The following is a 24,651-nucleotide window of genomic DNA, read 5'->3' on the forward strand; positions in this document are numbered from 1 at the left end:
CATATCACCGTAATGATGATCCGTGGCATTCGTTTATCCGTTGCCGGTATCCGTCTGCCTAAGATCATTATTATATTCATATGGCTGATCAACGGCTGTACATTTCCTGCTGTAGCCAATATCCGGCTTCCTGCTGTCATAGGCAACAATATGGTACTGCAGCAAAAAGGTACGGTAAAGTTATGGGGCTGGGCCGATCCGATGGAGAAAATCAGTATTACTACCTCCTGGGATCAACAAACCTACGCTACCACAGCCTCCGGAGATGCCGGTTGGGAAATGGCGGTTCCCACACCGGCGGCCGGTGGGCCTTTTACCATTACTTTCAAAGGTAAAAACCAGCTGACCTTAACCAATATCCTGATCGGTGAGGTATGGATCTGCAGCGGACAAAGTAATATGGAAATGTGTGGAGCATGGGGACTGGCAGATATAAAGGCCATACTGCCCAAGGCGGCAAACGCGAATATCCGGTTCTTTCATATTCCCAAAACCACGGCCACCACGCCGCAACGTGATGTAGCCGCCAACTGGACCATGTGCGACAGCAATACATTGAATACGTTCAGTGCAGTAGCTTATTTTTTCGCGAAGCGATTACAGGAAACGCTGCATGTACCGGTAGGATTGGTGGAAGCCAGCTGGGGTGGTACTTCGGCAGAAGTATGGACGCCCGATAGTATCATCTCCCGGGATGCTGTTTTAAGGGTTGCCGCCAAAGACATACTACCCAGTGGTATGTGTCCCAATGAACCTGGGGTAGCCTGGAATGGCATGCTGTCGCCCATCACCAGCTATGCCGTTGCAGGAGTTATCTGGTACCAGGGAGAAAATAACACCGGTACATCGGGCACGTATACACGCTTATTTACCGCCATGATAGAAGGTTGGCGACATGCATGGCGGCAGGCATTACCGTTTTATTTTGTACAGATCGCTCCATATCATTACAGGGAGCAAAATGTAGGTGCGTTGTTAAGAGAAGCGCAATGGCAAAGCAGCCGGCATCCTAACACCGGTATGGTAGTGACTACCGACCTGGTGAATAACGTATATGACGTACACCCTGCCAATAAACATGATGTAGGTGCACGCCTGGCAAATTGGGCGCTGGGAGAAACCTATCAACAACCGGCAGCGCCGTATAAAAATCCATCTTACCAATCACATTTCATCCATCAGCATAAAATGGTGCTCTCCTTTGCCCAGGCAACGGAAGGCCTGACCATACACGGAAAAACGGTCACGGAACTATTCATTGCGGGCAACGATAAAGTTTTTTATCCTGCTAAAAGCAGCATAAAAAAGAATACACTTCTTGTCTGGAATGAAGCCGTGGAAGATCCGGTGGCTGTACGGTATGGATTCAGCAACGCCGCTATAGGCAATCTTTTCAGCAACAATGGTTTACCGGTAATACCTTTTCGTACAGATAACTGGCCGGTACCCACAAATTAATCATCATGAAATACCTGATCATCTTCCTGTTATTATCTGCTGCCGCCAACCTTTTGCAGGCACAGGATCTGGGGAGTCTTGCACAAATAAAGGACCACGTAAAAACCCGGCGTATCAGCAGCTACGATAAGGCCGGCGGCCCTAATGATAATCTGCAGCATATTGAAAACGGTGGCAAACGTACACTGATAGATATTAAAGGCGCGGGCATCATTAATCATATCTGGATTACCATGTGGCCGGCGCCGGATAAGTTAAGTCGCAATGATGTAATTATCCGCATGTACTGGGATGGTAAACCCTACGCATCGGTAGCGTCTCCAATAGGTCCGTTTTTTGGACAGGGCTGGAATGAATCCTATTCTTTTACTTCCCTTCCATTAGCCGCCGCGCCGATGGAAGGTACCAGCCTGGTCAGTTATTTCGCGATGCCATTTGCCAGCGGCGCCAGGATTGAAATTGAGAACCAGTCCGGTGGAGAAATACAACCATTTTATTATTGTGTAGATTATGTAGAAATGGACAAGCTACCGCCCAACACCGGCCGCTTTCATGCCTGGTATAACAAACAACTGATGGGTTCACAGGACAGCATAGAAAATGAACACTGGATGTTTGGCCCCGAAGGAAATAATCGCGATGGAAAAAATAATTACGTGGTGGCTGATATCAAAGGCGAAGGTCAGTTCATTGGATTGAACTATTACGTGCAATCGCCTACGCCATTGTGGTACGGGGAAGGCGACGATATGATTTTTATTGACGGCGAAGAAAAGCCACTCAACGGTACCGGCACAGAAGATTATTTTAATACCGCCTGGGGTCCGAAAGTATTGTACGCACATCCTTACTTTGGATATGCCCGGGTAAACAATGATATCGGTACATTAGGACGTACGCACCTGTACCGTTTTCATATCACCGATCCCCTGTATTTCAGCAAGTCGCTCAAGTTCACCATTGAGCACGGCCACAATAATGAAATGACGTTGGACCTGGCCAGTGTTGCCTACTGGTACGCGAGGGAAGCTGCCGCCGTACCCGCTATTCCCGATGCAGCAGGCAGGAAACCGATGCCGCCGGTGAATTCCTATGATATTCACCGATGGCGGAATGAGTGGCGCAAAAGCCAGGGGAAAGATCCTAAACTATGGAAGTAGTATTCATCTCTTAAAAATTATCAAATGGGAAAATTATCCTTGTTGTTAATCTTTTTGATCAACCTTTCCTGTGGCGGGAAAGATAACAATACCACTATAACTATAACGCCACCGGTAGTACGAAAAGATACCATCTTCACCAATCCTTTACTGGATGGCGGTGCGGACCCCTGGGTGTTTCAGAAAGACGGCGTTTATTATTACATGAGTACCGCCGGATCCGGCATCTTTATCCGCAAAACAAGCGCCATGTCGGACCTGAAAAAATCAACAGCGGTAAGGGTATGGACGGCTCCCGCTACGGGTCCTAATTCAAAGAATATCTGGGCGCCGGAACTGCATTACCTGCAGGGTAAATGGTACCTGTATTATACGGCCGGAGCTTCAGGAGATCTGGCTACGCAGCGCACTTTTGTGTTGGAGAATAGCGGCGCGGATCCGCTCCAGGGATTATGGGTAGATAAAGGAAAGATAGGCGATCCCAATGGCAATTTCTTTTCTATAGATGGTACTGTTTTGCAATACAACAACAAAAATTATTTTATCTGGAGCGGGCARATTTCCGGTACGGACATCACCCAGCGTTTGTATATCGCAGAGATGGAAAATCCCTGGACGCTCAAAACCGGCAGGGTACAGATTTCTATGCCGCAATACAAATGGGAGAAAAACGGTCAGCCGGTAAACGAAGGTCCGGAAATTTTAAGAAATCCCGCCGGCAAAGTATTCCTCATTTTTTCTGCCAGCAGCTGTGGTACGGATGATTATGCACTGGGCATGTTAAGCCTGAAAGAAAACGGCGACCCCTTGAATCCTGCCGACTGGACCAAATCACCGGAGCCGGTATTTGTAAAACAGGTAACCAACAATGTATATGCGCCCGGGCATAATGGTTTCTTTATATCAAAAGATGGTAAGGAAAATTGGATCATCTATCATGCCAATGCCCAGAAGGGGCAAGGCTGTGGCGGTGCCCGCAGTCCGCGTATGCAACGCTTCACCTGGAATACAGATGGCACACCGGATTTTGGCGTACCGCTGAATCCTTATTATCCATTACTTAAACCTTCAGGAGAATAACGCCATGACTATTTATTTAAAAAGAGGACAGTCCGAAGCTGCCATCAGGCAAACAGATACCAGTATAAAAACAACCGTAGAAAAAATGATCAGTGAAGTGGAGCTGAGGGGAGATGCCGCCGTCAGGGAATATTCCGCCTCGCTGGATAACTGGTCGCCGGCGGCTTTCCGGCTCACCGACACGGAAATTGCAGACATCATTGCCCAAACGTCCGCATCGGTGATACAGGATATTCAGTTTGCGCAGCAGCAGATCCGCTTTTTCGCAGAACAACAACGCGCCTCGCTGCTCGACATAGAAATAGAAACATTACCGGGCATTTTCCTGGGGCATAAAAATATTCCGGTCAACAGTGCCGGGTGTTATATTCCCGGCGGGAGATACCCTATGGTAGCTTCTTCGCATATGAGTATACTTACGGCAAAAGTAGCGGGCGTGAAACGCGTGATAGCCTGTACACCACCGATTAATGGGAAGATACCATTGGCGACTGTTTGCGCCATGCACTTTGCCGGAGCAGATGAAATTTATATACTGGGCGGGGTACAGGCGCTTTGTGCTATGGCCATCGGTACCGATACCATCCAGGCGGTAGACATGATTGCTGGACCAGGCAATGCATATGTAGCAGAAGCCAAGCGGCAATTGTACGGCAGGGTAGGGATCGATCTTTTTGCAGGCCCCACTGAAATCCTGGTGATCGCCGATGAAACCGCCGATGCGGAAATGGTAGCCTGTGATCTGCTGGGACAGGCAGAGCATGGACCAGGATCTCCAGGTGTGCTGATTACCACTTCTATGGTATTGGCAGCCGAAACGTTACAGGAGATAGAAAAGCAATTGAAGGTATTATCTACCGCAGACATAGCCAGGGTAGCCTGGGAAAATAATGGCGCCGTTCTGCTGGTAGCAGATGAAGCAGAAGCCATCCGGGAGGCTGATGCGCTGGCATATGAGCATGTAGAAGTACTTACCCGCAACCCGCAGGTATTCCTCGATAATATGACCAATTACGGGGCACTGTTTCTGGGGCCGGAAACCAACGTAGCCTATGGCGATAAAGTGATAGGCACCAATCATACCCTGCCCACACGGCAAGCGGCGAAGTATACTGGTGGATTGTGGGTAGGGAAGTTCCTGAAAAACTGTACCTACCAGCGTTGTACGCCGGAAGCCAGCGCGATGATCGGTGAGTATGCGATGCGTTTATGCGACCTGGAAGGATTTGCAGGGCACCGGGAACAGGCGGCACTGAGAGTAAGGCGTTATGGTAAAACGCCAGGGTAAATACGGTTATATGGCTAAAGTCAATCCATCAGGACACCCCGCGTCCTGATGGCAGCAATACTACCGGCCATCGGAGAGGGAGGGCGGAGATCCTCCTTCACCCGGTCTTAGCCTGCACATAAGCTTTCATGTATTGCAATGGTGTTTTTTTAGTAATGATTTTAAACTGCCGGTTAAAGTTCGATAAGTTATTAAACCCACAGGTATAACCGATCTGTGATACGCTGAGATTATTTTCTATCAGCAGCCGGCAGGCATAACCGATCCTGATTTCCAGTAAAAACTGCCAGTAGGTTTTGAGTGTACGTGATTTGAAATACCTGCAGAAAGAATTGGGGCTTACGTTCGCCGCTGTGGCCACATCTTTCAGCGTAATTTTCTGCTGGAAATTATTAAAGGTGTAGGTATAAATCTGGTTGATATTATCGGTGTTGCTGATATTATAGGTATTAGCAAACCCCATGCTGGACAGCAAAGTATATTCTTCAGACAGCGCAATCATATGCAGCATGCTCAACAAGTATTCAATTCTTTGTACCTGGCTGGCATGCAGGATCGCTTCCATTTTCAGACTCACCATTTCCCGGGTGCGGCCATGTATTTTAAGGCCGTTTTTAGCTTTTTTCAGTAAGTCTTTTACTCCTTTCATCTCCGGTAATTCCAGGAAAGCACTGCCCCAGAAATCCGCTTTGAAATGTATCGCAACGGCTTCAATCTGTAAGTCCGGCAGTTCCTTGAAATATATTTCATCACTCCGCCACATATGTGGTAAATCGGCTCCCAACAGAATGAGATCTCCGTCATTAAATCGTTCCATACTGTCGCCTACCAACCGCATGCCACTGCCTTTCCGGATGAGCGTGAGCTCCGTTTCCGGATGGTAATGCCAGTGATTGTAGAGGTAAGGATAAATGTCTTCGCGTATACTGAAAGAATAATTATGACCTGTATCAACCTTGCGCAGAATTGGTTTCATAAAGAAGAATTCATGAATGAATCTAACAACAATTTATCAGGCAAAAAAATGCGATTGCCAATATAGTATAGTAATTAGCCAACGAACGACTTTTTTCAGCCTGCTTAAAGCTGTTACTTTGTAAGCATCATCGCTACCACTGCTCTGAGTTAACAAATTAGTTATCATCATTTCCGTCTTTTTAATATGAATAAAATCCTTACCAGCGTAGCTTTTTGTGCGCTGCTGCCATTGCTCCTGTCTGCCCAGCGTTTACAGAAGTTACCAGTCATCCCTGTAGGAGCGGATGCATACCTGATGTGGGATAAATGGCCTATGCAAAGGTTAGGTGTCAGAACATATATGAGGAGTACTTATGACCGTGCCGGCAGCAATGAACATGCCGACGCAGGGCATTTCCTGTTTATGAATGATGAAAATGAAAATGTGACCCTGGATGTAAGCGGGAAAGGCATTCTCTATTTTTTCCGTACTAACCACTGGCATGGCAGTCCTTGGCATTTTATTACAGATGGCAATGATCATCTTGTACAGGAAACAGGCACGGCAGATCCGGTGCATGCAAAACGGGACATCCCTTCCAGCGTATTTATACCGGCAATACCTTTCACAAAGCCATTGGCCTGGACCTGGGCAGATACCAAAGGCGCCGATCTTATATGGACACCGATTCCTTTTGAACGATCGCTACGACTCGCTTATTCCCGCACCCACTACGGCACCGGTTATTATATTTATCAGTTGTTTGCAGACACTGCGAATGTTTCCCGGCGGATACGCAGCTGGGATGTACAACAGGCGCCTGATCCGGCTGTTGTGGCATTGCTGAACCGGTCCGGTACCGACATTGCTCCCTTGCACATACAACAGCAACAGGGGCATGTTTCATTGAATAAATCCAGGATATTACTGGCGGATATCCGCCAGCGTAATACCACCATAAGAGCTTTTAAACTGCAATTACCCATGGGAAAAGCGGAAAGCCTGGAAAGATTGCGCCTGCTCATTACCTGGGACAATGCCTCACAACCTTCTGTAGATGCTCCACTATGCCTGTTCTTTGGCGCAGGTACGCTGCATAACCGGGATGGCCGGGAATTCCTTGTAAAAGGCTTTCCGATCAATATCAGGTTTGATAGTATACATCAGCAGGTAACGCTGGCATGTTATTATCCGATGCCCTTTTTCCGCTCGGCCAGGTTTGAACTGGCAGGAATAATGCCGGATGACAATACCACCCTCGATTATGAAATCCGGTATGAGCGCAGCACTTTATCCCAGCAGTGGAGCAGTTATTTCCATGCCGGTTACCAGGATTTCCCCACCGCCCAACCAGGTGAAGACCTAACACTACTGGATACACGTGGTGCAGAAGGACAGCCTGACTGGTCCGGAAGTTTTGCCGGCACTTCCTTTATTTTTACACATAAAGGTGAACTGGGCACGTTGGAGGGTGATCCCCGTTTCTTTTTCGATGATAGTCAAACACCACAGGCGCAAGGTACCGGCACAGAAGAGTGGGGTGGAGGCGGCGACTACTGGGGTGGAGAAAATATGACCTTGCCGTTTGCAGGACATCCCTGCGGCATAGCAAAAAAAGAACAGGCAAAGGATCCGAAAGATCTGATCCATTCCGCCTACCGTTTCCTGTTGGCAGACCTCATGCCCTTTGGGCGAAATGCGCAGATTAAACTGGAGCATGGTGGCGATAATATGTCTGTGGAGCATTACGAGAGTGTTACTTACTGGTATGGATTACCAGCAGCTTCACTCATAAAAACTGATGAGCTGAACGTAGGCAATGCCGCTAGTGAAAATAACCATGCCTGGTATTCTCCACAGGCTACTGCGGTTGAAAATATTGTTTCCCGTTATGAGCTGGGGGTAGATTCTTTCGTAGTGCGTGGTTCCAATCCCCGGATAAAACAGGAAGTATATCCTGCCCATACAGAAGATGGCCGTTATACGCAAGGCAGTTCTGAATTTACGGTAAAACTGGATCCTGCCAACCAGGGCGCTCTGTTGCGCCGTACATTGGATTACAGTCATCCGAATCAGAAAGCAGAGGTATATATCGCAGATGGACAAGCGGACACCACACGCCTGAAATGGACTTATGCCGGGGACTGGTATCTGGCGGGCGCTAATACATGCGTTTTCAGTAATGTGCCTAAGGAACTGGATCTCCGCGTGCATAACGTCATCACGAGTAATCGTCGTTTCCGCGACGATGAATGGCTGGTACCGCCGGCATTGACAAAAGGACGTAGTAGCATCCGTGTGCGGCTGGTATTTATACCGGTAGCGCAGCAGTTATATCCGGGTGTTGCGTTTCCGGGTGTTAATGCCTGGAGTGAAATACGGTATACCGTGTATAGTTATGTAACACCGGCGTTGAAGGTGAAATAGTGGTAAGGAGCTGTGGAACAGCTTTTCTGGGAGATAAATACCTGTTTCCGGGTATTTATTATAGCCCGGTTTATGTTTACTTTTAGATATAACGAGGAATGCTTTCCCCAAGCGATAGGCTTAGCCACTGTTTTCAGCGTCAGCTAAGAAAGAAAAATATGCAACGAGGTACTGCCTGTAGTTTTAACTATAAAAAACATATAAAAATGAAAACAAGAACTATTCTATTACTCTTATTTTTCGGACTTTCTTTTAGTTGCATAAATGCTCAAACAACAAGTTCTTTCAAAGCAAAAAAAGGAATGATTAAAGTAACAGTCCTATATCCAAACGGAGATGGGAAGACATTTGACATGGACTACTATACAAATAAACATATGCCGCTGATGGCTACTTTATTTGGCGATGCAGTGAAATGTATAGCCATTGATAAAGGGGTATCAAGTGGAACACCGAATACGCCCGTGCCATTTCTGGCCATAGGTTATTTGTATTTCGACAAGCTCGCTGATTACGAAAAGGCCTTAGAACCGAATGTAGAAAGAATCAGAAATGATTTTCCAAAATACACAAATATTCAACCGCTTATTCAAATCAGTGAAGTACTTCAATGAAATGCAGGAAAGTGGGAGGGCAATAACCGCTAACGCCCGGAGTCTTTAACAACACAACGTAATCATTCATATGATTCTCTTCTCCTGGTTTTGATTAATGTATTAAGTAGTTGTTTCAAAACAAACAAAATCAAATAATATGAAAAGACTAGCACTGTTCATTGCCTTTCTGGCCTTTGGCATTACCTCCTTCGCCAGAACCGGCGACCCTATCGTTATTGAGGCGGTCACCAAATATACGACCATAGATAAGGCCCTGGACGCGGCAAAGGATGTACTGCTTTCAAAGAAGTTCATCACGCAGGAAATGCAGCCAACAAGATTTACAGCTACCCGCACTACCGGAGCGAAAGCAGACTATTACACTGCAGATGTTGCTGCTACCCAGGCCGACGGTAAAGTAACACTGAAGATCACTTTCATTAAGTCGGGTACCGGCTTGCTGAGCCTGAAGAAAGTAGCAGCAGAGGTAAAGGAAAAGCTGGAGGAATAATACTGTTATAAACCAACGCTTCCTTCCGCCCAATAGCCTTGTAGTCTGATGTTCCTGGAACTGTGGATAAGCCTGTACTATTCGCGGTAAAAGGAAAGTAGACAATCCTTTCTGAAAAAGGGTTGTCTACTTTCCTTTTTAGTTYAATGCCCCTTGTGATGGCAGATGCCATTAATAATAATGAAAGCTGAGCGACACTTGAAAATAAATACCTATTACAGGTACCTGTTATTTTTGCAGGTGCTGATTATTAGTAAATCCTATACTTAGCTCTACCGCTCCGTTATTTATATCTTCCTGAGTAATGATGTAATAACCGCTTCTGGCGGGATCACCATGGCCGCCGGAAAGTGGTTTGTATCTCAGCTCTATCTTATCTCCCACCGAAACAACTACATTCGTACTGGATGAAGGACAACTTATATAATTGTATGTGTTCGTGTTCTGATTAATAACATACGCCTTAGCCGTAGAGAGGATGCTACATAGAGGGCTTATTGTTTCATAATCGCCATCACGGTAGATATAGATGCCGCTAACAACAATAGAAGCAGAACGACGGCCATGTACATCAGTGGAAACAGCAGTCTTCTTTACGCCGGAATTTTTCGTTGTGCGTGGGTTGGCAGCTGCAGTCATGAGTTGTACAGTAAGCAGCATGGCAATAAACAATGTTAACTTTTTCATGTTTAGATTTTTTATGAAGGTGAATAGAATACAGGAGTGATATGGGCTACTGGTAAAGAATATGGCTTCATCAGGTTGTTTTAGGTCTGTGATACGGTCAACCGGTGGTAAGAATCGGTTCCTGAAAATTAGCAGATATTACTGCGGTATTATCTCATAGAAGGCTACTTTCCGATCATGACAAATTTGCTTTTGAAGCAAACAGATAAGTACGCCACTAAAGTTGAGTATCGTATCTTGATAATTTAAAAGTTTTGATATCTTTATATATATTTCGATATTTAGCCAACAACATTCTTGAAAATACTATTTTATCGGAAGAGGTTTTAAGAAAATTGGATTCCTAACAGGCATAATTTAAAAGGTATGTATTTTAAAACGCTTCCGGATCATACAGTACCTGGCTTCGATAAACAATTGCATTTTAGTAAATTCAGTAAGCATAATATTATCTTTAACGCAACTGTTAGTAAAAGCTATTGTGAAGATCATGTAGGTTGCTTTTCTCTTAAAGCAGTTTTGAGCGGAGAGGAGTGGTATCGTGTGAATAATATCGACATTGCAGTGAGGCCCACGCAATTTTTGATGCTGAATGAAGATCAATCTTATTCCAGCAGCATAAATAGTTATGAAAAAGTTAAAAGTCTTGCTGTCTTTTTTAAAAGAGAATTTGCCGCGGAGGTGTTTTACGATAGTATAAACACGGAAGAAAAGTTACTGGACGGTCCGGCCGCCACAAGTATACTCCCGGAATTTCATCAAACCCTTTACACCGCAGATCTGCTGTTTCAGCAAAGGATAAGTCAGCTAATAAATCATCTGGATGAATGCGGATATAATAAAAGCAGCGCAGATGAACAACTCACCTACTTACTGCGTCATCTGATTGCCCAACAGACAAACGAAAAAATACGGACGAAAAGGGTGGACGCTGTTAGGTCAGGTACAAGAACTGAAATTTATAAGCGTCTTTGTGTGGCGAAGGATGTGCTGCATTCAACTTTTAAAGAAGATATAGATCTGGACATATTGAGTAGCCTGTCCTGTTTGTCTGCCCCGCAACTGATCCGCCAGTTCAGAAACGTATTTCAGACTACACCGCATCAGTATTTAACCCGGATCCGACTGGAACATGCGGTTGCATTATTGAAGGATAGCACACTTTCCATTCAGCAAATAACATGGATGTGCGGTTTTGAAAATGCCAGTGCTTTTTGCCGTGTATTCAAAAAGTGGTATGGTATCTCTCCTGATACCTCCAGGAACAAGAAATGATAATTTCTGCACATGGCAGCCGGCTCTTATATTTTAGCTTTGCCGGTAAGAAATTATTTATGAAATACTATCTCCTTATTTTAGTGCTTTTTCCTATTGTTTCAATAGCGCAGCAACCCACTGAATTTATACGGCGGGCAATGGCTTCCAATGGGCAATGGGAGGCAGTCAAAGCATTTAAGTACGCTACAAACCGGAATATCCACAATCCCTTCCAAAGCTATGACTACAATCATCCAAAGGAGGAAAAGGATATATATGAAATCAGTGTGGACCTGGTGAACAAGCGCTATATACATCATTCGGTCAGTCATTATCCTGGAGGTTATACTTTTAATACTATACGTATTGGCCGGGATTCGATATTCTATGTATATGATGTAGTCGGATCACGAACCGGTAAATCGCTTTTTAAACTGAATAGTTCCTTCTACAACAGTAATTACCGGAATGCACTTGCCAATATCCCTTATTATATTTTGGAAGAGACTTTAAATAGTCAAGATTCACTGCAATTGGAGCGTATTGGCCAGGAGGTGGTTATTCGCCGGGCTTTAAAATCGGGATCGCAGGAGTTATGGCTGGATGCGCAAACAGGGCAGCTGCATAAAAACAGCAGCATAGCTGGTAATAATATCAGCACGCAGTACTTTGATGAATACACCCGTGTTAATGGTTATTGGGTTCCTCAAAAAGTAAGGCAACTATTAAATGACAAACCCGTTTTCACAGATCATTTAACAACTTTCAGTATCAATGATGCGGTTAGGCCGGAGGCATTTAATTTACCGGTAGGTTATCATGTGGAAGAAGAAATAAATAAGCCGCTCATAGCAAAGGAAATTGCGCAAGACATTTTTTTAATAGAAAAAGTGGATGATGACAGGAACGTAATCTTCATCAATATGGAAGATTATGTAGTGGTCACAGAAGCACCGGTTTCAGCAGAGGTTACCGGATCGGTGATAGCATTGATTCATCAGACGCTGCCTGGTAAGCCCATCAAATATGTACATCTTTCACATTTTCATAAGGACCATATTGCCGGCATTCGTAAATTGACAGCCGAAGGCGCCGGCATTATTTGCACACCATCTATGGAAAAGCCTATACGGGACCTGTTAGCCGGAGCAACCCCCACGTTTGTTTTTTTTAAAGATCACAAAATTATCAGTGACAGTAAACACCGCATCGATTTATTTGAAGTGCCTAATAGTCACGCACAGGGCTTATCTTTTATGTACTTACCAAAGGAATCCATCATTTTTGAAGGAGACCTGCTATCTCTTCCAGAGGATGCTACACAGACTCCTGCTATACCCGTTTCAAGGGAATTTTATCAGTATCTGAAAAAAAATAAATTATCGTATAAGCGTATAATAGGCCACCATGGATTATCAGATATTACCTCCCGGATGTTTGATGAGATCATTGCTAAATGATAGGTAAAGCCATCGGGTTAATTGATACTATGACCTGCGCTATCGAACGGCATGAAGTTACCTGCTACTGATGAATTAAATGATTTCTGATTAACGTTTAGTTGCAGGGAACTGATTTTCCGCGCGTTTAAGCGTATCCATGTGTTGTTGATGTATTTTTTATACCTTTATGCCAGAGGTTTTATAAACTCAACCCCCTGTATTAAGTCGTTTTCTTACTTCGTGACCCCAAAATCAGAGATATGAAACAAATCCTATTGTTGGCATTCAGTACTTTTGTCGTGTTTACTGTTTCCGCGCAGACTGTTAAATTTCCTCCTACACCCAATGAAGATGCTGTGAATGGTAGAAATGATAATTGCTATCTCAGCGCCATTAATCATCCTCTTGCCATCGAAAAGGTGCAATTTATCGAATCCATCAGCGGCTTTATTGATTCAGTATGTAATAAAGAAAAACTACCTGCAAAGACTATTTTAGCCATGGCTATTGCGGAAAGTGGATATGGGTTTACCAGGACCGCTTATTATGCGAACAATCTGTTTGGAATAAAAGTATTTACCAGGGATACCATTACATCCTATGTATTAAAGGGGCAACCAAGTGAAGGCGTGAATAATAAAGCTTTAAAAAGTTTTGGCGAAAACAGGGTTGTTTTCAATGAATCAATTCGGGTAGACAACAGGTATCGTGTTTTTACAGATAGACCAGCATGTATTCAATACCTGGTATATAAAATTCTATTAGGTAAAAGGTATATTGGTGCAGCGGAGAAATACCGGGAAAATATCCGTAATAATATCTTATCAGAAAGAGAAGCCTCGCTGCAATATGCTTTTGACATCGCAGAAAAGGGATACAATCATCTTGGCGGAAAACATTATCGCAAGGGCATTGAGAAAATATTTAACACCCTAAATTTATAAGTATGAAAACAATCATATTGGCGATTGCTTTTTTGAACGCCGCCCTCACTTGTTATTCACAGGAGAATGTCGCTCTGGATACCTATTTAAGAGATAGTCTGAACGTTATTTCCGGACGGGTAGAAAAACAGATTATTAAGACCAGGTATATGGAGCAGCATCTGATCGGTACAACCGATACATTAAAGGGATGGGAAGGCGTGAATGTTTCTCTGTACAAATATGCTGTCAAAGATAAAATCAAAGGAACATTAACGGCTGAAGTTTATATGCTGAATCCGGATTCAAAAAAACTGGCTTCCTGGGTTATTTCAACCTGTGTAATCACCACCGGTAAGTTGGAGAAAAAGAATACGGACCTTATTATTCAATCTGTCAGATCAGCCTCTGGAGGACAATTTCCGGTTCTTGGCATTGTGTATGAAGATATGGACGGAAAGGGTTTTAAGGCCTATTTCTTTAAAGACGGTGTTACGGCATTCCTAAAGAAGAATGACGTCATTGACATTAGCCAGATTAATGAGGAGAATATCAAAGGCACGGGTAAATTTGCAAGAATAATTAGTACAACGCGGGAGCAATACAAAGAAAAGTATGGCTCCGCTGATCTGGCGGGTACTAATTGGCTGACAGTTGTAAACCAGGCATATAAACAGGCCATGAATTCAAATATTAATCCTTTGTTTGTCGCCTGGGCAAATGGCAAGCTTCACTAAGTGAGTAAATCGGCTCCTGCCAGAAATATCCCTTAGCCAGCCTCTTAACATTGAAATAACATGGATGGACTATTTTCGTGGCCCAAACTGTCTTGCTTTCAACATGTACACGGAGCTAACGGATATAGAGTTATTGGAACGCATTAAATGCGATGACATAAACGCATTTGAAGCGTTGTACCTCCGCATGTGGGAAAAGCTATTCCTGTTTGCACAAAGCCGGCTTAAGAGTAAGGCAGATGCGGAAGATGTGGTGCAGCAGGTTTTTATGAATATCTGGGAACGGCGGGCCACCAAAAATATTGTAGGTTCATTTTCCAACTATCTGTTTACTGCTGTTCGTTACGAAGTAATAGACCATCTGACGGCCATGATGAAGGATCATCAGAAACTGGGGCATGTGGAAGAACATATTTTGCCGGTATTTAATGAAACGCTGGAAAATCTACTGGCCAAAGAAATGGACAAAGAAATTGCCGGTCATATTCAAAATATGCCGGAGCAAATGCAACGAATCTTCCGGTTGAGCCGCGAAGAACAGTTAAGCCCTAAGGAAATAGCTAAAACCCTCGCTATCACTGAGAAAACAGTCAGGAACCAGCTCAGTATTGCTATCAGCAATTTGCGGCCCCTGGTAAAAGAAAGCCTTGTTTTACTGCTGATTCTCCACTCATAACAATTTGGTAATACAAACGACCGGGATAAAATGCCAGTTTATCGGGCATGTATAAAACGGTTGTCATGGAGTTACACGAACTACAGCAAATCTTACATAAATACCGGCAAGGAACCGCTACCATGGAAGAAATTCGGCTGGTGGAAGCCTGGTTACTGCAACCAGACAGTGAAGCTGCCTGGTCGTCGCCAACAGAAAGGGTTGCTACAGAAGCTCGTATTTTAAGTAAACTAAGAACCGGCATCGGAATCACTCCGACCGTACGCCGTTCAATATGGCAATACCCGCTTATCCGCATTGCAGCTATGTTTATACTGGTTGCCGGAACCGGTTATATGGGTTATCAATACCGGTATAATTTACTGGACTATGTAGATCCCGTCCCAAGATTAACAGTAAGTACTGGCATTTATGATATCAAACAGGTGGTGCTCCCCGATAGCACCATGATCACCCTTGCACCTCAAAGCAGTCTTACCTACCCCGGGAAATACCGGGGGCGGCTAAGAGAAGTGGTACTCCATGGTAAAGGATATTTCAGCATTACCAGGAATCCGGCACAACCATTTTGGGTGCATACAAAAAGTATAGATGTACAGGTACTCGGAACCTCTTTTGTAGTCAATGATCAGCCGCAAGACAGCGCCGCAGGCGTAAGCGTACTGACAGGAAAGGTAAATGTCAGCCATCGGCAACAATTATTGGCGATACTCACACCAAACAAGGCAGTCAGTTTTAATAAGACAAACGGAAAATCCAGTATCGGGGAAATTGATGCCGCAGGACAGATTGGATGGATAGACAAGCGCCTGGTATTTGAAACAACAGCACTCTCAGAAGTACTGAAAACATTAGAGGAACAATATCACCTGGTCATTCAGTCGCCAACAGATGTTGGGAAGGGAAAAGTATTTACGGGCGAGTTTACGGCGAAGGATTCACTCACCGATATGCTGGATATTATTACTATTTCAACAGGGTTAAGGTATCAACCATTAAATGCTAATACAATAAAAATATATCGATAAAAAACCGGAAGCGTCTCGCGAACGCCCCGGTTTATATTTTAAAATACCCATTTGGTCATGGGATATTTCATTGACGTCAATGAAACAGGGACATCTTTTTTCAAAAATAAACTAAAAACGGAATGAAAAGATTTTTATGTAATGGTAAAGAACGGGTACTAAAACAATGGAGAAGTATTATTACCTGTTTCTTTACAATTGCTTGTATGGCTTATTCAGCCAGTGGACAGGAAATTGGACAGCAGAAAATCACTATCGCTTTTAAAGAACAAAGCCTGGCAGGTTGCTTAGAGAAGATAACCGCCCAAACAAGTATTCGTTTTTACTATGAGGGCAACGAACTTAAACAGATCAATAAAAAACATACCGCTACTTATACCAACCAACCCTTATCTGTTATATTAAAAACATTATTGGAGGGAACCGGATTTGTATGGCAGGAAGTAAATCAAAAGATCGTTATAAAAAAGATACCTACAAACGAACAAAAAAAGGGAGAAGCTCCTTACCCTCAAAAAGCATCCGGCAAGATAACCGGTAGAGTGGTGGATTTTGAAAACGGTGATCCGCTTGCCCGTGCCACGGTTAGTATTGATGGAAAACCATATAATACCACCACAGATGAAAAAGGTAATTTCAGCTTACCAGGTATCACGGCAGGTAATTATACCTTATTGGTATCTTATGTGGGATATAAAAAGGGTCGGGTAGAGAATATAAAGGTGGCTGACGACAAAAGCCTGGTAATCGATGTGAAAATGCAGGTGGGCAATGAAGATGTGGTTAACATAAAGGGAGTGGTGATTACAGCAAGAAAAAGTAAACGAGTGGCTAATACCACGGATGCACAACTGGTAAATGAAATTTATTCGGCACAAACGGTAATATCCGGTATCTCCAACGAGCAGATATCCCGTACCCTTGACCGGGATGCCGCTGAAGTGGTAAAACGGGTATCAGGCGTAAATATATCCCCCGACAACTTTGTAATTGTGCGTGGGCTTGGTAAACGGTACAACCTTACCTTTTTAAATGATGCCATGGCGCCCGCCACTGATGCCGACAGCAGGTCCTTTTCGTATGATGTGCTTAGTAGCAATGCCATTGACCGCATGGTGGTGTACAAATCGCCTTCGGCCGATTTACCCGGCGAGTTTTCCGGTGGACTTGTAAAAATTTATACAAAGAAAAGTCAGTTAACCCGGCAGGTGGATATACAGCTTTCCACCCAATACCGGCCCGGTTCCACATTTAATGATGTGTGGTCGTACACTGGTGGTAAATACGATTTTTTAGGCTTTGATGATGGCACCCGTAAGTTGCCCGAAGGCATACCAAGAGCAGAAAAATTTAACCACCTTGCGCCGGCAGAAAATGCATTGTATTCACGCCAGTTCAAAAACATTTATACGCTTAATAAATCTTACCACGCCATACCCGATCTGCGGTTTAACATAAATTATTATGATGCATGGAAAATAGGTGTGCGAAGCCTGAAAAACCTGACCACCATTGCCTACACCAATACGCATGAGCAGCGCGAAACGGAGCAGAACTCTCTGTACAAATACCACGATAGTAAAATAACGCAGGGCATCCATGCAGCCCGCCTTTCTTTGTTGCAGAGCAACGAAATACAGCTGAGCAACAAGCTAATCCTTGAGCTTCGCAATTTTTTTAATGTAAATAACCAGCGTATTGCAATGGAAGATTACCTGCAGCTGGAAGACTATCCTGGTAATGAGTACAGGCATACCAATCTGTATTATGTAGAAAATCGCTTGTATTCCGGCCAACTGGCGGGCACCTATTTATTAGGTGCCAATAAAAGAAATACAATAAAAGCCAATGTGAGTTTTTCCAGTATACAGAAACAGGAACCAGATAACAGAGATTATACCCTAAGCAGAAATATGCAGCAGCAACCCCCCTGGATACTGGGTACTGAGGTGGTTTCTTATTATATGCTGTCGAGAGTATATAACGACGTAAAGGAAAAAAGCTATCAGGGGAATGTCGACTTTAATTACCACATTAATAATACCTGGGGATTTAAAACGGGTGTTTATCACGAAACCCGAGCCCGTGACTTTAGTAACCGAACCTTTATATTGCTCAATGGCGTCAATTTATATGATCCCAACCTGGCTATTAATGGCTCCAAGCTTTCCGGTGAAAATGGGAATGTTTTGGCCAATCACAGTATAGAAGAAAAATACCTGCAGCATTATTTTAATACCGACATGTTCAGAGAAGATGGTACCGGCTACAGATGGGTGGAAAAAACAACACCCAACAACCAATACTATGCTGATAATGTTATATCAGCCGGCTACCTGAGTACAGATATAAACCTGTTGGATAATCGTCTGAATGTGCTGGGCGGTGTAAGGGTAGAGCATAATCGTTTCCGGATATTGGGCAGTTACGAGAATGGCCTGGCCGCCTACCCACTGGTGGTTAATCAGCCTATCACTTCCGTTTTGCCTTCTATCAATATTTCTTATAAGGCAGATAGCAACTTCATTATCCGTGTCGGCTATGGCAAAACATTAAACAGACCTGAATTCCGGGAAGCGGCTCCTGTACAATATACCAGCTATGTAGATAAAGAAACCTACACCGGTAATCCCAACCTGACTACGGTGAACATACACAATACAGAACTGCGACTGGAGTGGTATCCTAATAGCAGCCGCAGGAACGAGATGATGAACATTGGCTTCTTTTATAAAAGCCTCGACAAACCCATTGAACGTTTCCGGCAAATATTTTCCGAAGGATTTGACCAGCTGGTATATACCAATACCGGCAGAGCAACGGTATATGGTATAGAAGCCGAAGTAAGAAAAGATTTCGATTTTATACCCGGCGGATTTTTCCGCAAAGTATCTACTGTTTTAAACGGCAGCTGGTTTAAGAGTAACGTGGATGTGCCACCATTGCCTCAGTTCATAGGCTATAGTGGTGCCCGTTCCCGGCCCATGCAGGGACAATCGCCTTACCTGCTGAATGCTTCGCTTAACTACGAAGATGCAGCAAAAGGTACCAAAGTATCATTTACCTATAACCGGGCAGGCGATTACATTTATGCCGTTGGCGCCAACAAGGGCGAACGATTGGACGCCGATATTATGCTAAAAGGGCGGGATCAATTGGATATTACCTGGAGACAACGTATCAGTAAAGTTTTCAGTATTAATGCAGGCGTGCAGAATATACTGAACGCTCCTGTATTGTTTTACCAGGACTGGAAAAACAATTACCACTATGATAAGCAGACCAGACCGATTCCTGAACAGGGTGCTGGCTTGTATGAGGCTTCAGATCTTATTTTCCGCAAATACTACCAACGCCCTTATTACTCGTTTGCGGTGAACATGATTTTTTAAATGATAATTAAACAGAAACATTTTATGGATATAAAAGCAGGCGGAAAAATATTGTCATTGCTATTCAGCAGCATGGTTCTATTCTTTTTTTCGTGTACCAAATTTGATGAAAGGTTGGATACCATGAATAAAGAATCAGGTATTATAAAGATTGTAAAGAATGCAAAGAATATTGAAGAGGCGCAGATAGATGAAACCATTACAGTATACGCTAAAATAGGTCAGCCAGATGCTACCATCAAACTATATGTATCAGGCGTAGAAGCCCCTGTAATAAGCCATGGTCATCGTATGGGAGCTGTGCCGGGAAGGAATGACAACCTCAGCGTTCCCATGGATACTTTTGATATATCAGTGCCTAAGGCGGCTAAAATAGGCCCCGGCAGTATTTACTTCAGCGTAAACGATGCGGTACAACCCGCACTGAATTTTAATGTAAAGCGTCCCGATATACTGATACCCAATAAAGTGCTGGTAGTCCCTTATTTAATCGCGTACTCTGATAGTACGAAGCGGGACGATGGGACCTTTGACTATACTTTCCCGGAAGTGCTGAGAGATGGGCCATTTGGCGCCGCTGTGGTGAATACGGCCGCAAAACTTACTTACGACAAAGAACGGGAGTGTTTTTATTTTCTCGACTATCAGCGGAGTGATGGTTCCTATCGCATACGCAGGCTGAAAGATGGTATGGTAACCACTCTTGCAGGAGGAGGGAATAATTACTTTGCTGCTACCGGGGCTGCCTTGAAACTTAGTGCAGAAACGACTAATAGCATTGGTGTAACAGGACTGGATATGAAACCCGGGCCTGATGGAAAACTGTATTTTACCAACTCATTTACAATAGAAGCTGATCCCATTACCGGGTTGCGTAGCTTATATTCTCTTATTCAATCTATAGATCCAACAACGGGCAAGGTGGAAATCTTAGCTGGGAATAATGGCCGGTCGGTGGATTATTATTATTCCAATTATCAAAAGAGCTTCAGAGGGCTGGAGGACGGGGTGAAAGATTCCGCCATGATCGGGATGCCACGCGCATTGACTTTTGACAAACAAGGTAACCTCTATTTTATAGATGGGGGAACCTATTCAGGTACCCTGCTTCGCAAGCTGGCAAAAGATGGAAGCGTGGAAACCGTGCTTGGAAAGATCAATAGAGAGTATTACGAATTTGTTGATACAGATGATAAGACCTATTCAGTGATACTTTACTCAGAGATTGCGGAACACAGTGATGGATTTGGGGATGAAGTGCGCTTGTATGGCRCTCTCAGCATGGTACAGGCAGGCAATGGCAAATTTTATATAGTGGGCGAGGGCGCCGGATGGGGAACCAATATTGTAGAAGTAAACATGGATACCAAAGAGGCATCTACGGTGGTGGGCTTGCCGGAAGGTCAACGGACAGATTATACGACTGGTACATTTAAAGAAGTGGGGCTTTCTATTGTTAGCACATTTGATGTTGATTACGATGGGAATATACTCTATGGTCGTAACGCCATCTATAAAATGGATTTACAGTCCGAAACTATTTCTCAAATGACAAAATTCACTGCCTTTCCTCCGGAATTCACTTCAGACCGGGAGTTTATGAAATATACACAGCCAGGTACCAACTGTATTCTTGGCACCTTAAGTAGTATTGTATTTGATCAGTTTGGCAACCTGTATGCCGGCTACGAGAATGTATCCGCCGGTGTAGATGTAAGGATGGTAAAAGTGGTGATAGAAAGATAAGTCACAATCTTTATTCAAGAACAAAACAGTCAAATGAAAAGATACCTTATAATAATTTTATGTTCCGCCATTTTAATAGCTGGCTGTAGTAAAGATGCTGAAATGCCGGTGTCTCCTGCACTTTCGTACCTGATGGTGTACAATGGCTCACCTGATTTTTATGGTGCCAGCAGTATGGTACTTGTAAATAATTCCCTGTACGGTACCCGTGGTTATAATGAGAATGGGGCAGGATTGGTAGGTGCTTTCAACTTCTCCAGGTATTCGTTTATTGATACGGGGCTTTATCGTATGGCCTTTACCGATTCGACTACTAAACCGGCAAATGCAGCTAAAATCTCCGAAACGTTGTTACCCTTTGAAAATCAAAAACATTATACGGTTTACCTGCTGGATAGTCTTGGCTTTTTTAACATTATGTATACACAGGATGATGTAGGCCGCGATGCTACTAAAGCTAAAATAAGACTGCTACACCTTAGTCCTGATGCGGGAACGGTATACCTCAGAATAGATACCGCTCTTATCGGTGCTATTAAGGACGTTGGCTTCAGAAAGGTAACGGACTATACCGCCGTAACACCGGACATAAAGCCTGGTATTCGCATTATGTATAAAGATGAAGCCGGTGAGGAAAGAACCCTTGTGCGCAAATCGTTTCCGCTGGAAGCGGGCAAGTGCTATACGATGATATTGCGTGGCTATCGTGTTCCGGCAGATGGCAATGTAAATAAAACCATCAACTTAAGTACCATCACCAATTTTTAGTTTAAATACCATGAGAAGCATACATATATTTCCCTGCATTTTCGGGTTGGTTTTAACAACCATCATTGCCTGTAAGAAAGACAATACTACCAGCGAAGGTGTGGTTATTGACGCTGTGAAAGTTGAAAAAATAAGTACCGGTTTTGTACAGGCTGGTGATGAACTTACTTTATACGGCAGTAACCTCGTTCAAAAAGATATCATTACAGAAGTATTTATAGCAGGACGCCCATCGGAGATGCTACGCTCATCTGTAGATAGCATCACTATCAGGGTACCCGCAAAGGTGCAAAACGGCAAAGTAATGGTTATCCTTAGCAAGGGTACAAAGTTTAGCAGCGTGTATGGCCCGGACATAGTGGTACTACCTACACCGCTCATAAAAAGCTATGCCCCGCTTGTAGCCTATGGTGGTGATACCATTGAATTGTACACAGAGAATTTTAGTGATACAGAAACTAACAATGCCATCTTTATTGGAACCAAAAAGGTACAGATTGTATCAAGAAAAGGAAAAGATACTATTCTTGTAAAATTACCGGCAGACGCAGTTAGCGACTTCTTTTACTGGCAAACGTATAGTGGCCCTATATTTAAAACGGAGACGCCCTTTCCGGTAAGACAAACCAACTATACTGCCAGCACAGTGGCTCAATGGTTACAGCAGGATCCGGGCTTTTCATACATGGATACGCTGGTGCGTGGTTACCCGGAGCTTGCCGGAGGCAATTATCTGAGTACACACAAAACGGTTTATGATACGGTATTACAGTATATTAATTCTCCTGATAGGAAGTACACCATTTTCTTACCAGGCAATGCGGCTTACGAGAAGAATACCAGTAAAGCTGCCTTCCTTGAAAAAGTGAAGAATAAGCCCTATAACTATAACAGCATGCTGGCAAATACTATTGTGCCAGGGCAAAATATGCGGCTCTCTGCTATGCAGGACGGCGACAAAGAGAAGACAGCCTATACAATGAAGTTGGCTTTCTGGCAGTATGATGTTCCTGTAAATGATTACAATTTTATAAAAATTATCATTGAAGATGGCGTAAAATATGCGCAGGTGTGGGGGCCATATGATCAAACTCAACCCAGGGTAAAAATATTGCGCGAGCACCAGGTAGGCAATGTCACAATTATAGAAACAGATGGAGAACCTGGCGTTGTATATTACTAGCGAAGTGCTGACGCATTACCACCAAAAAGGCTTGTAATCAGCGATTACAAGCCTTTTTGGTGATAGTGCACGTTCCCGATTTATCATTGCGTTTTAGTTAGCGCAATAATCAGCAGTCCAAGCGAAACAGCCTGCAATACATTTCTTGCCGTGGTCCATTTCAACCATTGCGCGGCTCTTTTTTCAAGCGCTGGTGTGAGGGGAGTGGTAGCAGGCATTTTAGCAAAAGCCAGTATCTCTCTTACAAAATAACCACCGGTTAAACCGGCAACTACCGCAAAGCAGGCAAATGCGGAGATCAGGTACCACCGAACTTCAGGATATTTCCAGTTGGTGATGATCGCGGTAATTAATGAGATAATGAACAGCAGCTGCGCCGGGATCCAGAAAACGGTTGACTTTTTAGCTTGTGGTGTAATCAACCCAAATGATTCCGGTGGATGAGCGAACCATTTAGGCATGCGATAAATCCGCTCATAAGCGCCAACGATAAAGATCAGGATGGCACAGCAGGTAGCAGTTAATAATGGGATGATATTCATGATGTGTATTTTAAAGTGAAGGATTCATAGCCTGATTGTTAGCCGGCTGTTATGCCACCATCAATGGCTAAGGCTGCACCAGTGATGAATTTAGACTGATCAGAAGCCAGGAACGTAATAAAAGGTATGATGTCTTCCACGGTGGCTATTTTACCATTGGGCATGCCCGCAGCAATTTTTTCATACATGCCGGGTGTTTTGTTTATTCCTGCCAGCCATTTTTCTGTCGCCATGGCGCTAATAACTAATGCATTTATCCTGATCTGGTTACGGGCCTGTTCCAGGGCGGCTGCTTTGGTCAGGCCGATTACACCATGTTTGGCTGCTACATAAGCAGAGATACCTTGTGCCGCACCCTTTATGCCTGCGGTACTCGCGGTATTGATGATACTTCCGCCAGTTTGTTTCATCGCTACTATCTCATATTTCAGCGCGTGGAATATACCAGTGAGATTGAGTTGCATATTGTTCACGAATTGTTCACTGCTCATATTTTCGAGTGGTCCGAAATATAAGTTTGCACCGGCATTATTAAATGCAACGTCCGGGGTGCCGTATAAGCGTACTGTCTCAGCTACGAGGTGCGCCACCTGTCCTTCGTTGGTAACATCCGTTTGTATAAATGTGGCATCACCACCTTTTCTACGGATGTCTGCTTCAATAGCCAATCCTTCTTTGGTTCGTCTTCCACAGAAAACAACTTTGGCGCCCTGGACCGCGAAAGTCTTTGCGGCGGCCGCGCCCAACCCAGAGGTAGCACCTGTAATTAATACGACTCTATCTTTCATGTTT

The 24,651-nt window shown here is 44.0% G+C and carries 21 protein-coding genes; 17 read left to right on the forward strand and 4 right to left on the reverse strand.

Going from position 1 to position 24,651, the window contains the following annotated elements:
* Nucleotides 1–12: 12 nt before the first annotated feature.
* Genes AC1DP6_RS26145 through hisD form a run of 4 tightly spaced genes read left to right on the forward strand, consistent with a single transcriptional unit; the run spans nucleotide 13 to nucleotide 4,986 of the window.
* On the forward strand, nucleotides 13–1,458 hold the full coding sequence (locus AC1DP6_RS26145) for a sialate O-acetylesterase (protein ID WP_477057484.1): 1,446 nt from the start codon (nucleotides 13–15) through the stop codon (nucleotides 1,456–1,458).
* A 5-nt stretch (nucleotides 1,459–1,463) separates the two neighbouring features.
* Nucleotides 1,464–2,618, forward strand: coding sequence for a glycoside hydrolase family 172 protein (locus AC1DP6_RS26150; RefSeq protein ID WP_477057485.1), 1,155 nt, complete (start codon nucleotides 1,464–1,466; stop codon nucleotides 2,616–2,618).
* Between the two features lie 24 nt (nucleotides 2,619–2,642).
* The gene (locus tag AC1DP6_RS26155) at nucleotides 2,643–3,698 is read left to right on the forward strand and encodes a glycoside hydrolase family 43 protein (protein WP_477057486.1); all 1,056 of its coding nucleotides are present in this window, start codon (nucleotides 2,643–2,645) and stop codon (nucleotides 3,696–3,698) included.
* Between the two features lie 4 nt (nucleotides 3,699–3,702).
* Nucleotides 3,703–4,986 (forward strand): histidinol dehydrogenase, encoded by a 1,284-nt coding sequence (gene hisD, locus AC1DP6_RS26160; protein WP_477057487.1) that lies wholly within the window; start codon nucleotides 3,703–3,705, stop codon nucleotides 4,984–4,986.
* 97 nt (nucleotides 4,987–5,083) lie between these two features.
* Here the strand turns inward: hisD and AC1DP6_RS26165 are convergent, their stop codons facing one another.
* On the reverse strand, nucleotides 5,084–5,962 hold the full coding sequence (locus AC1DP6_RS26165; protein WP_477057488.1) for an AraC family transcriptional regulator: 879 nt from the start codon (nucleotides 5,960–5,962) through the stop codon (nucleotides 5,084–5,086).
* A 186-nt stretch (nucleotides 5,963–6,148) separates the two neighbouring features.
* Here AC1DP6_RS26165 and AC1DP6_RS26170 point away from each other — a divergent pair, with 186 nt between their 5' ends.
* From AC1DP6_RS26170 to AC1DP6_RS26180, 3 genes are all read left to right on the forward strand, one after another.
* Nucleotides 6,149–8,371 carry a DUF2961 domain-containing protein gene (locus AC1DP6_RS26170; protein WP_477057489.1) on the forward strand — a complete coding sequence of 741 codons (2,223 nt, stop codon included), beginning with the start codon at nucleotides 6,149–6,151 and terminating at the stop codon, nucleotides 8,369–8,371.
* Nucleotides 8,372–8,577: 206 nt separating this feature from the next.
* Nucleotides 8,578–8,985, forward strand: coding sequence for an EthD family reductase (locus AC1DP6_RS26175; protein WP_477057490.1), 408 nt, complete (start codon nucleotides 8,578–8,580; stop codon nucleotides 8,983–8,985).
* Nucleotides 8,986–9,124: 139 nt separating this feature from the next.
* Complete coding sequence (locus AC1DP6_RS26180; RefSeq protein WP_477057491.1) at nucleotides 9,125–9,478, forward strand: hypothetical protein; 354 nt, start codon at nucleotides 9,125–9,127, stop codon at nucleotides 9,476–9,478.
* A gap of 228 nt (nucleotides 9,479–9,706) precedes the next feature.
* On the opposite strand, the gene AC1DP6_RS26185 is transcribed toward AC1DP6_RS26180, so the two are convergent.
* Nucleotides 9,707–10,165, reverse strand: a complete 459-nt coding sequence (locus tag AC1DP6_RS26185) for a hypothetical protein (protein WP_477057492.1) — start codon at nucleotides 10,163–10,165, stop codon at nucleotides 9,707–9,709.
* Nucleotides 10,166–10,531: 366 nt separating this feature from the next.
* On the opposite strand from AC1DP6_RS26185, the gene AC1DP6_RS26190 reads away from it, so the two are divergent.
* The 10 genes from AC1DP6_RS26190 to AC1DP6_RS26235 all read left to right on the forward strand — a co-directional run bounded on the left by AC1DP6_RS26190 (nucleotide 10,532) and on the right by AC1DP6_RS26235 (nucleotide 23,317).
* A complete protein-coding gene (locus AC1DP6_RS26190; protein WP_477057493.1) occupies nucleotides 10,532–11,440 on the forward strand; it encodes a helix-turn-helix transcriptional regulator in 909 nt (302 codons plus the stop codon).
* A gap of 59 nt (nucleotides 11,441–11,499) precedes the next feature.
* Nucleotides 11,500–12,882 carry an MBL fold metallo-hydrolase gene (locus AC1DP6_RS26195; protein ID WP_477057494.1) on the forward strand — a complete coding sequence of 461 codons (1,383 nt, stop codon included), beginning with the start codon at nucleotides 11,500–11,502 and terminating at the stop codon, nucleotides 12,880–12,882.
* 242 nt (nucleotides 12,883–13,124) lie between these two features.
* The gene (locus tag AC1DP6_RS26200; RefSeq protein WP_477057495.1) at nucleotides 13,125–13,808 is read left to right on the forward strand and encodes a glucosaminidase domain-containing protein; all 684 of its coding nucleotides are present in this window, start codon (nucleotides 13,125–13,127) and stop codon (nucleotides 13,806–13,808) included.
* Between the two features lie 2 nt (nucleotides 13,809–13,810).
* On the forward strand, nucleotides 13,811–14,524 hold the full coding sequence (locus AC1DP6_RS26205; protein ID WP_477057496.1) for a hypothetical protein: 714 nt from the start codon (nucleotides 13,811–13,813) through the stop codon (nucleotides 14,522–14,524).
* A 103-nt stretch (nucleotides 14,525–14,627) separates the two neighbouring features.
* Entirely contained in the window at nucleotides 14,628–15,200 is a 573-nt protein-coding gene (locus AC1DP6_RS26210) for an RNA polymerase sigma factor (protein ID WP_477057497.1), read from the forward strand.
* 65 nt (nucleotides 15,201–15,265) lie between these two features.
* Nucleotides 15,266–16,228 (forward strand): FecR family protein, encoded by a 963-nt coding sequence (locus AC1DP6_RS26215; RefSeq protein WP_477057498.1) that lies wholly within the window; start codon nucleotides 15,266–15,268, stop codon nucleotides 16,226–16,228.
* Nucleotides 16,229–16,350: 122 nt separating this feature from the next.
* The gene (locus tag AC1DP6_RS26220) at nucleotides 16,351–19,620 is read left to right on the forward strand and encodes a TonB-dependent receptor (protein WP_477057499.1); all 3,270 of its coding nucleotides are present in this window, start codon (nucleotides 16,351–16,353) and stop codon (nucleotides 19,618–19,620) included.
* A gap of 24 nt (nucleotides 19,621–19,644) precedes the next feature.
* Complete coding sequence (locus tag AC1DP6_RS26225) at nucleotides 19,645–21,366, forward strand: NHL repeat-containing protein (protein ID WP_477057500.1); 1,722 nt, start codon at nucleotides 19,645–19,647, stop codon at nucleotides 21,364–21,366.
* Nucleotides 21,367–21,399: 33 nt separating this feature from the next.
* The gene (locus AC1DP6_RS26230; protein WP_477057501.1) at nucleotides 21,400–22,134 is read left to right on the forward strand and encodes a DUF4397 domain-containing protein; all 735 of its coding nucleotides are present in this window, start codon (nucleotides 21,400–21,402) and stop codon (nucleotides 22,132–22,134) included.
* A 10-nt stretch (nucleotides 22,135–22,144) separates the two neighbouring features.
* The gene (locus AC1DP6_RS26235) at nucleotides 22,145–23,317 is read left to right on the forward strand and encodes an IPT/TIG domain-containing protein (protein ID WP_477057502.1); all 1,173 of its coding nucleotides are present in this window, start codon (nucleotides 22,145–22,147) and stop codon (nucleotides 23,315–23,317) included.
* A gap of 83 nt (nucleotides 23,318–23,400) precedes the next feature.
* On the opposite strand, the gene AC1DP6_RS26240 is transcribed toward AC1DP6_RS26235, so the two are convergent.
* Nucleotides 23,401–23,859 (reverse strand): hypothetical protein, encoded by a 459-nt coding sequence (locus AC1DP6_RS26240; protein ID WP_477057503.1) that lies wholly within the window; start codon nucleotides 23,857–23,859, stop codon nucleotides 23,401–23,403.
* A 38-nt stretch (nucleotides 23,860–23,897) separates the two neighbouring features.
* Nucleotides 23,898–24,647: an SDR family NAD(P)-dependent oxidoreductase gene (locus AC1DP6_RS26245; protein ID WP_477057504.1), complete on the reverse strand. Its 750-nt coding sequence runs from the start codon at nucleotides 24,645–24,647 to the stop codon at nucleotides 23,898–23,900.
* Between the last annotated feature and the right edge of the window lie 4 nt (nucleotides 24,648–24,651).

Source organism: Chitinophaga sp. 01L420 (assembly GCF_056399985.1).

Coding starts and splice junctions, on each gene's coding strand:
- AC1DP6_RS26145 (WP_477057484.1), top strand. CDS start 13: ATGATGATCCGTGGCATTCGTTTATCCGTTGCCGGTATCCGTCTGCCT.
- AC1DP6_RS26150 (WP_477057485.1), top strand. CDS start 1,464: ATGAAATACCTGATCATCTTCCTGTTATTATCTGCTGCCGCCAACCTT.
- hisD (WP_477057487.1), top strand. CDS start 3,703: ATGACTATTTATTTAAAAAGAGGACAGTCCGAAGCTGCCATCAGGCAA.
- AC1DP6_RS26165 (WP_477057488.1), bottom strand. CDS start 5,962: ATGAAACCAATTCTGCGCAAGGTTGATACAGGTCATAATTATTCTTTC.
- AC1DP6_RS26170 (WP_477057489.1), top strand. CDS start 6,149: ATGAATAAAATCCTTACCAGCGTAGCTTTTTGTGCGCTGCTGCCATTG.
- AC1DP6_RS26175 (WP_477057490.1), top strand. CDS start 8,578: ATGAAAACAAGAACTATTCTATTACTCTTATTTTTCGGACTTTCTTTT.
- AC1DP6_RS26180 (WP_477057491.1), top strand. CDS start 9,125: ATGAAAAGACTAGCACTGTTCATTGCCTTTCTGGCCTTTGGCATTACC.
- AC1DP6_RS26185 (WP_477057492.1), bottom strand. CDS start 10,165: ATGAAAAAGTTAACATTGTTTATTGCCATGCTGCTTACTGTACAACTC.
- AC1DP6_RS26190 (WP_477057493.1), top strand. CDS start 10,532: ATGTATTTTAAAACGCTTCCGGATCATACAGTACCTGGCTTCGATAAA.
- AC1DP6_RS26195 (WP_477057494.1), top strand. CDS start 11,500: ATGAAATACTATCTCCTTATTTTAGTGCTTTTTCCTATTGTTTCAATA.
- AC1DP6_RS26200 (WP_477057495.1), top strand. CDS start 13,125: ATGAAACAAATCCTATTGTTGGCATTCAGTACTTTTGTCGTGTTTACT.
- AC1DP6_RS26205 (WP_477057496.1), top strand. CDS start 13,811: ATGAAAACAATCATATTGGCGATTGCTTTTTTGAACGCCGCCCTCACT.
- AC1DP6_RS26210 (WP_477057497.1), top strand. CDS start 14,628: ATGTACACGGAGCTAACGGATATAGAGTTATTGGAACGCATTAAATGC.
- AC1DP6_RS26215 (WP_477057498.1), top strand. CDS start 15,266: ATGGAGTTACACGAACTACAGCAAATCTTACATAAATACCGGCAAGGA.
- AC1DP6_RS26220 (WP_477057499.1), top strand. CDS start 16,351: ATGAAAAGATTTTTATGTAATGGTAAAGAACGGGTACTAAAACAATGG.
- AC1DP6_RS26230 (WP_477057501.1), top strand. CDS start 21,400: ATGAAAAGATACCTTATAATAATTTTATGTTCCGCCATTTTAATAGCT.
- AC1DP6_RS26235 (WP_477057502.1), top strand. CDS start 22,145: ATGAGAAGCATACATATATTTCCCTGCATTTTCGGGTTGGTTTTAACA.
- AC1DP6_RS26240 (WP_477057503.1), bottom strand. CDS start 23,859: ATGAATATCATCCCATTATTAACTGCTACCTGCTGTGCCATCCTGATC.
- AC1DP6_RS26245 (WP_477057504.1), bottom strand. CDS start 24,647: ATGAAAGATAGAGTCGTATTAATTACAGGTGCTACCTCTGGGTTGGGC.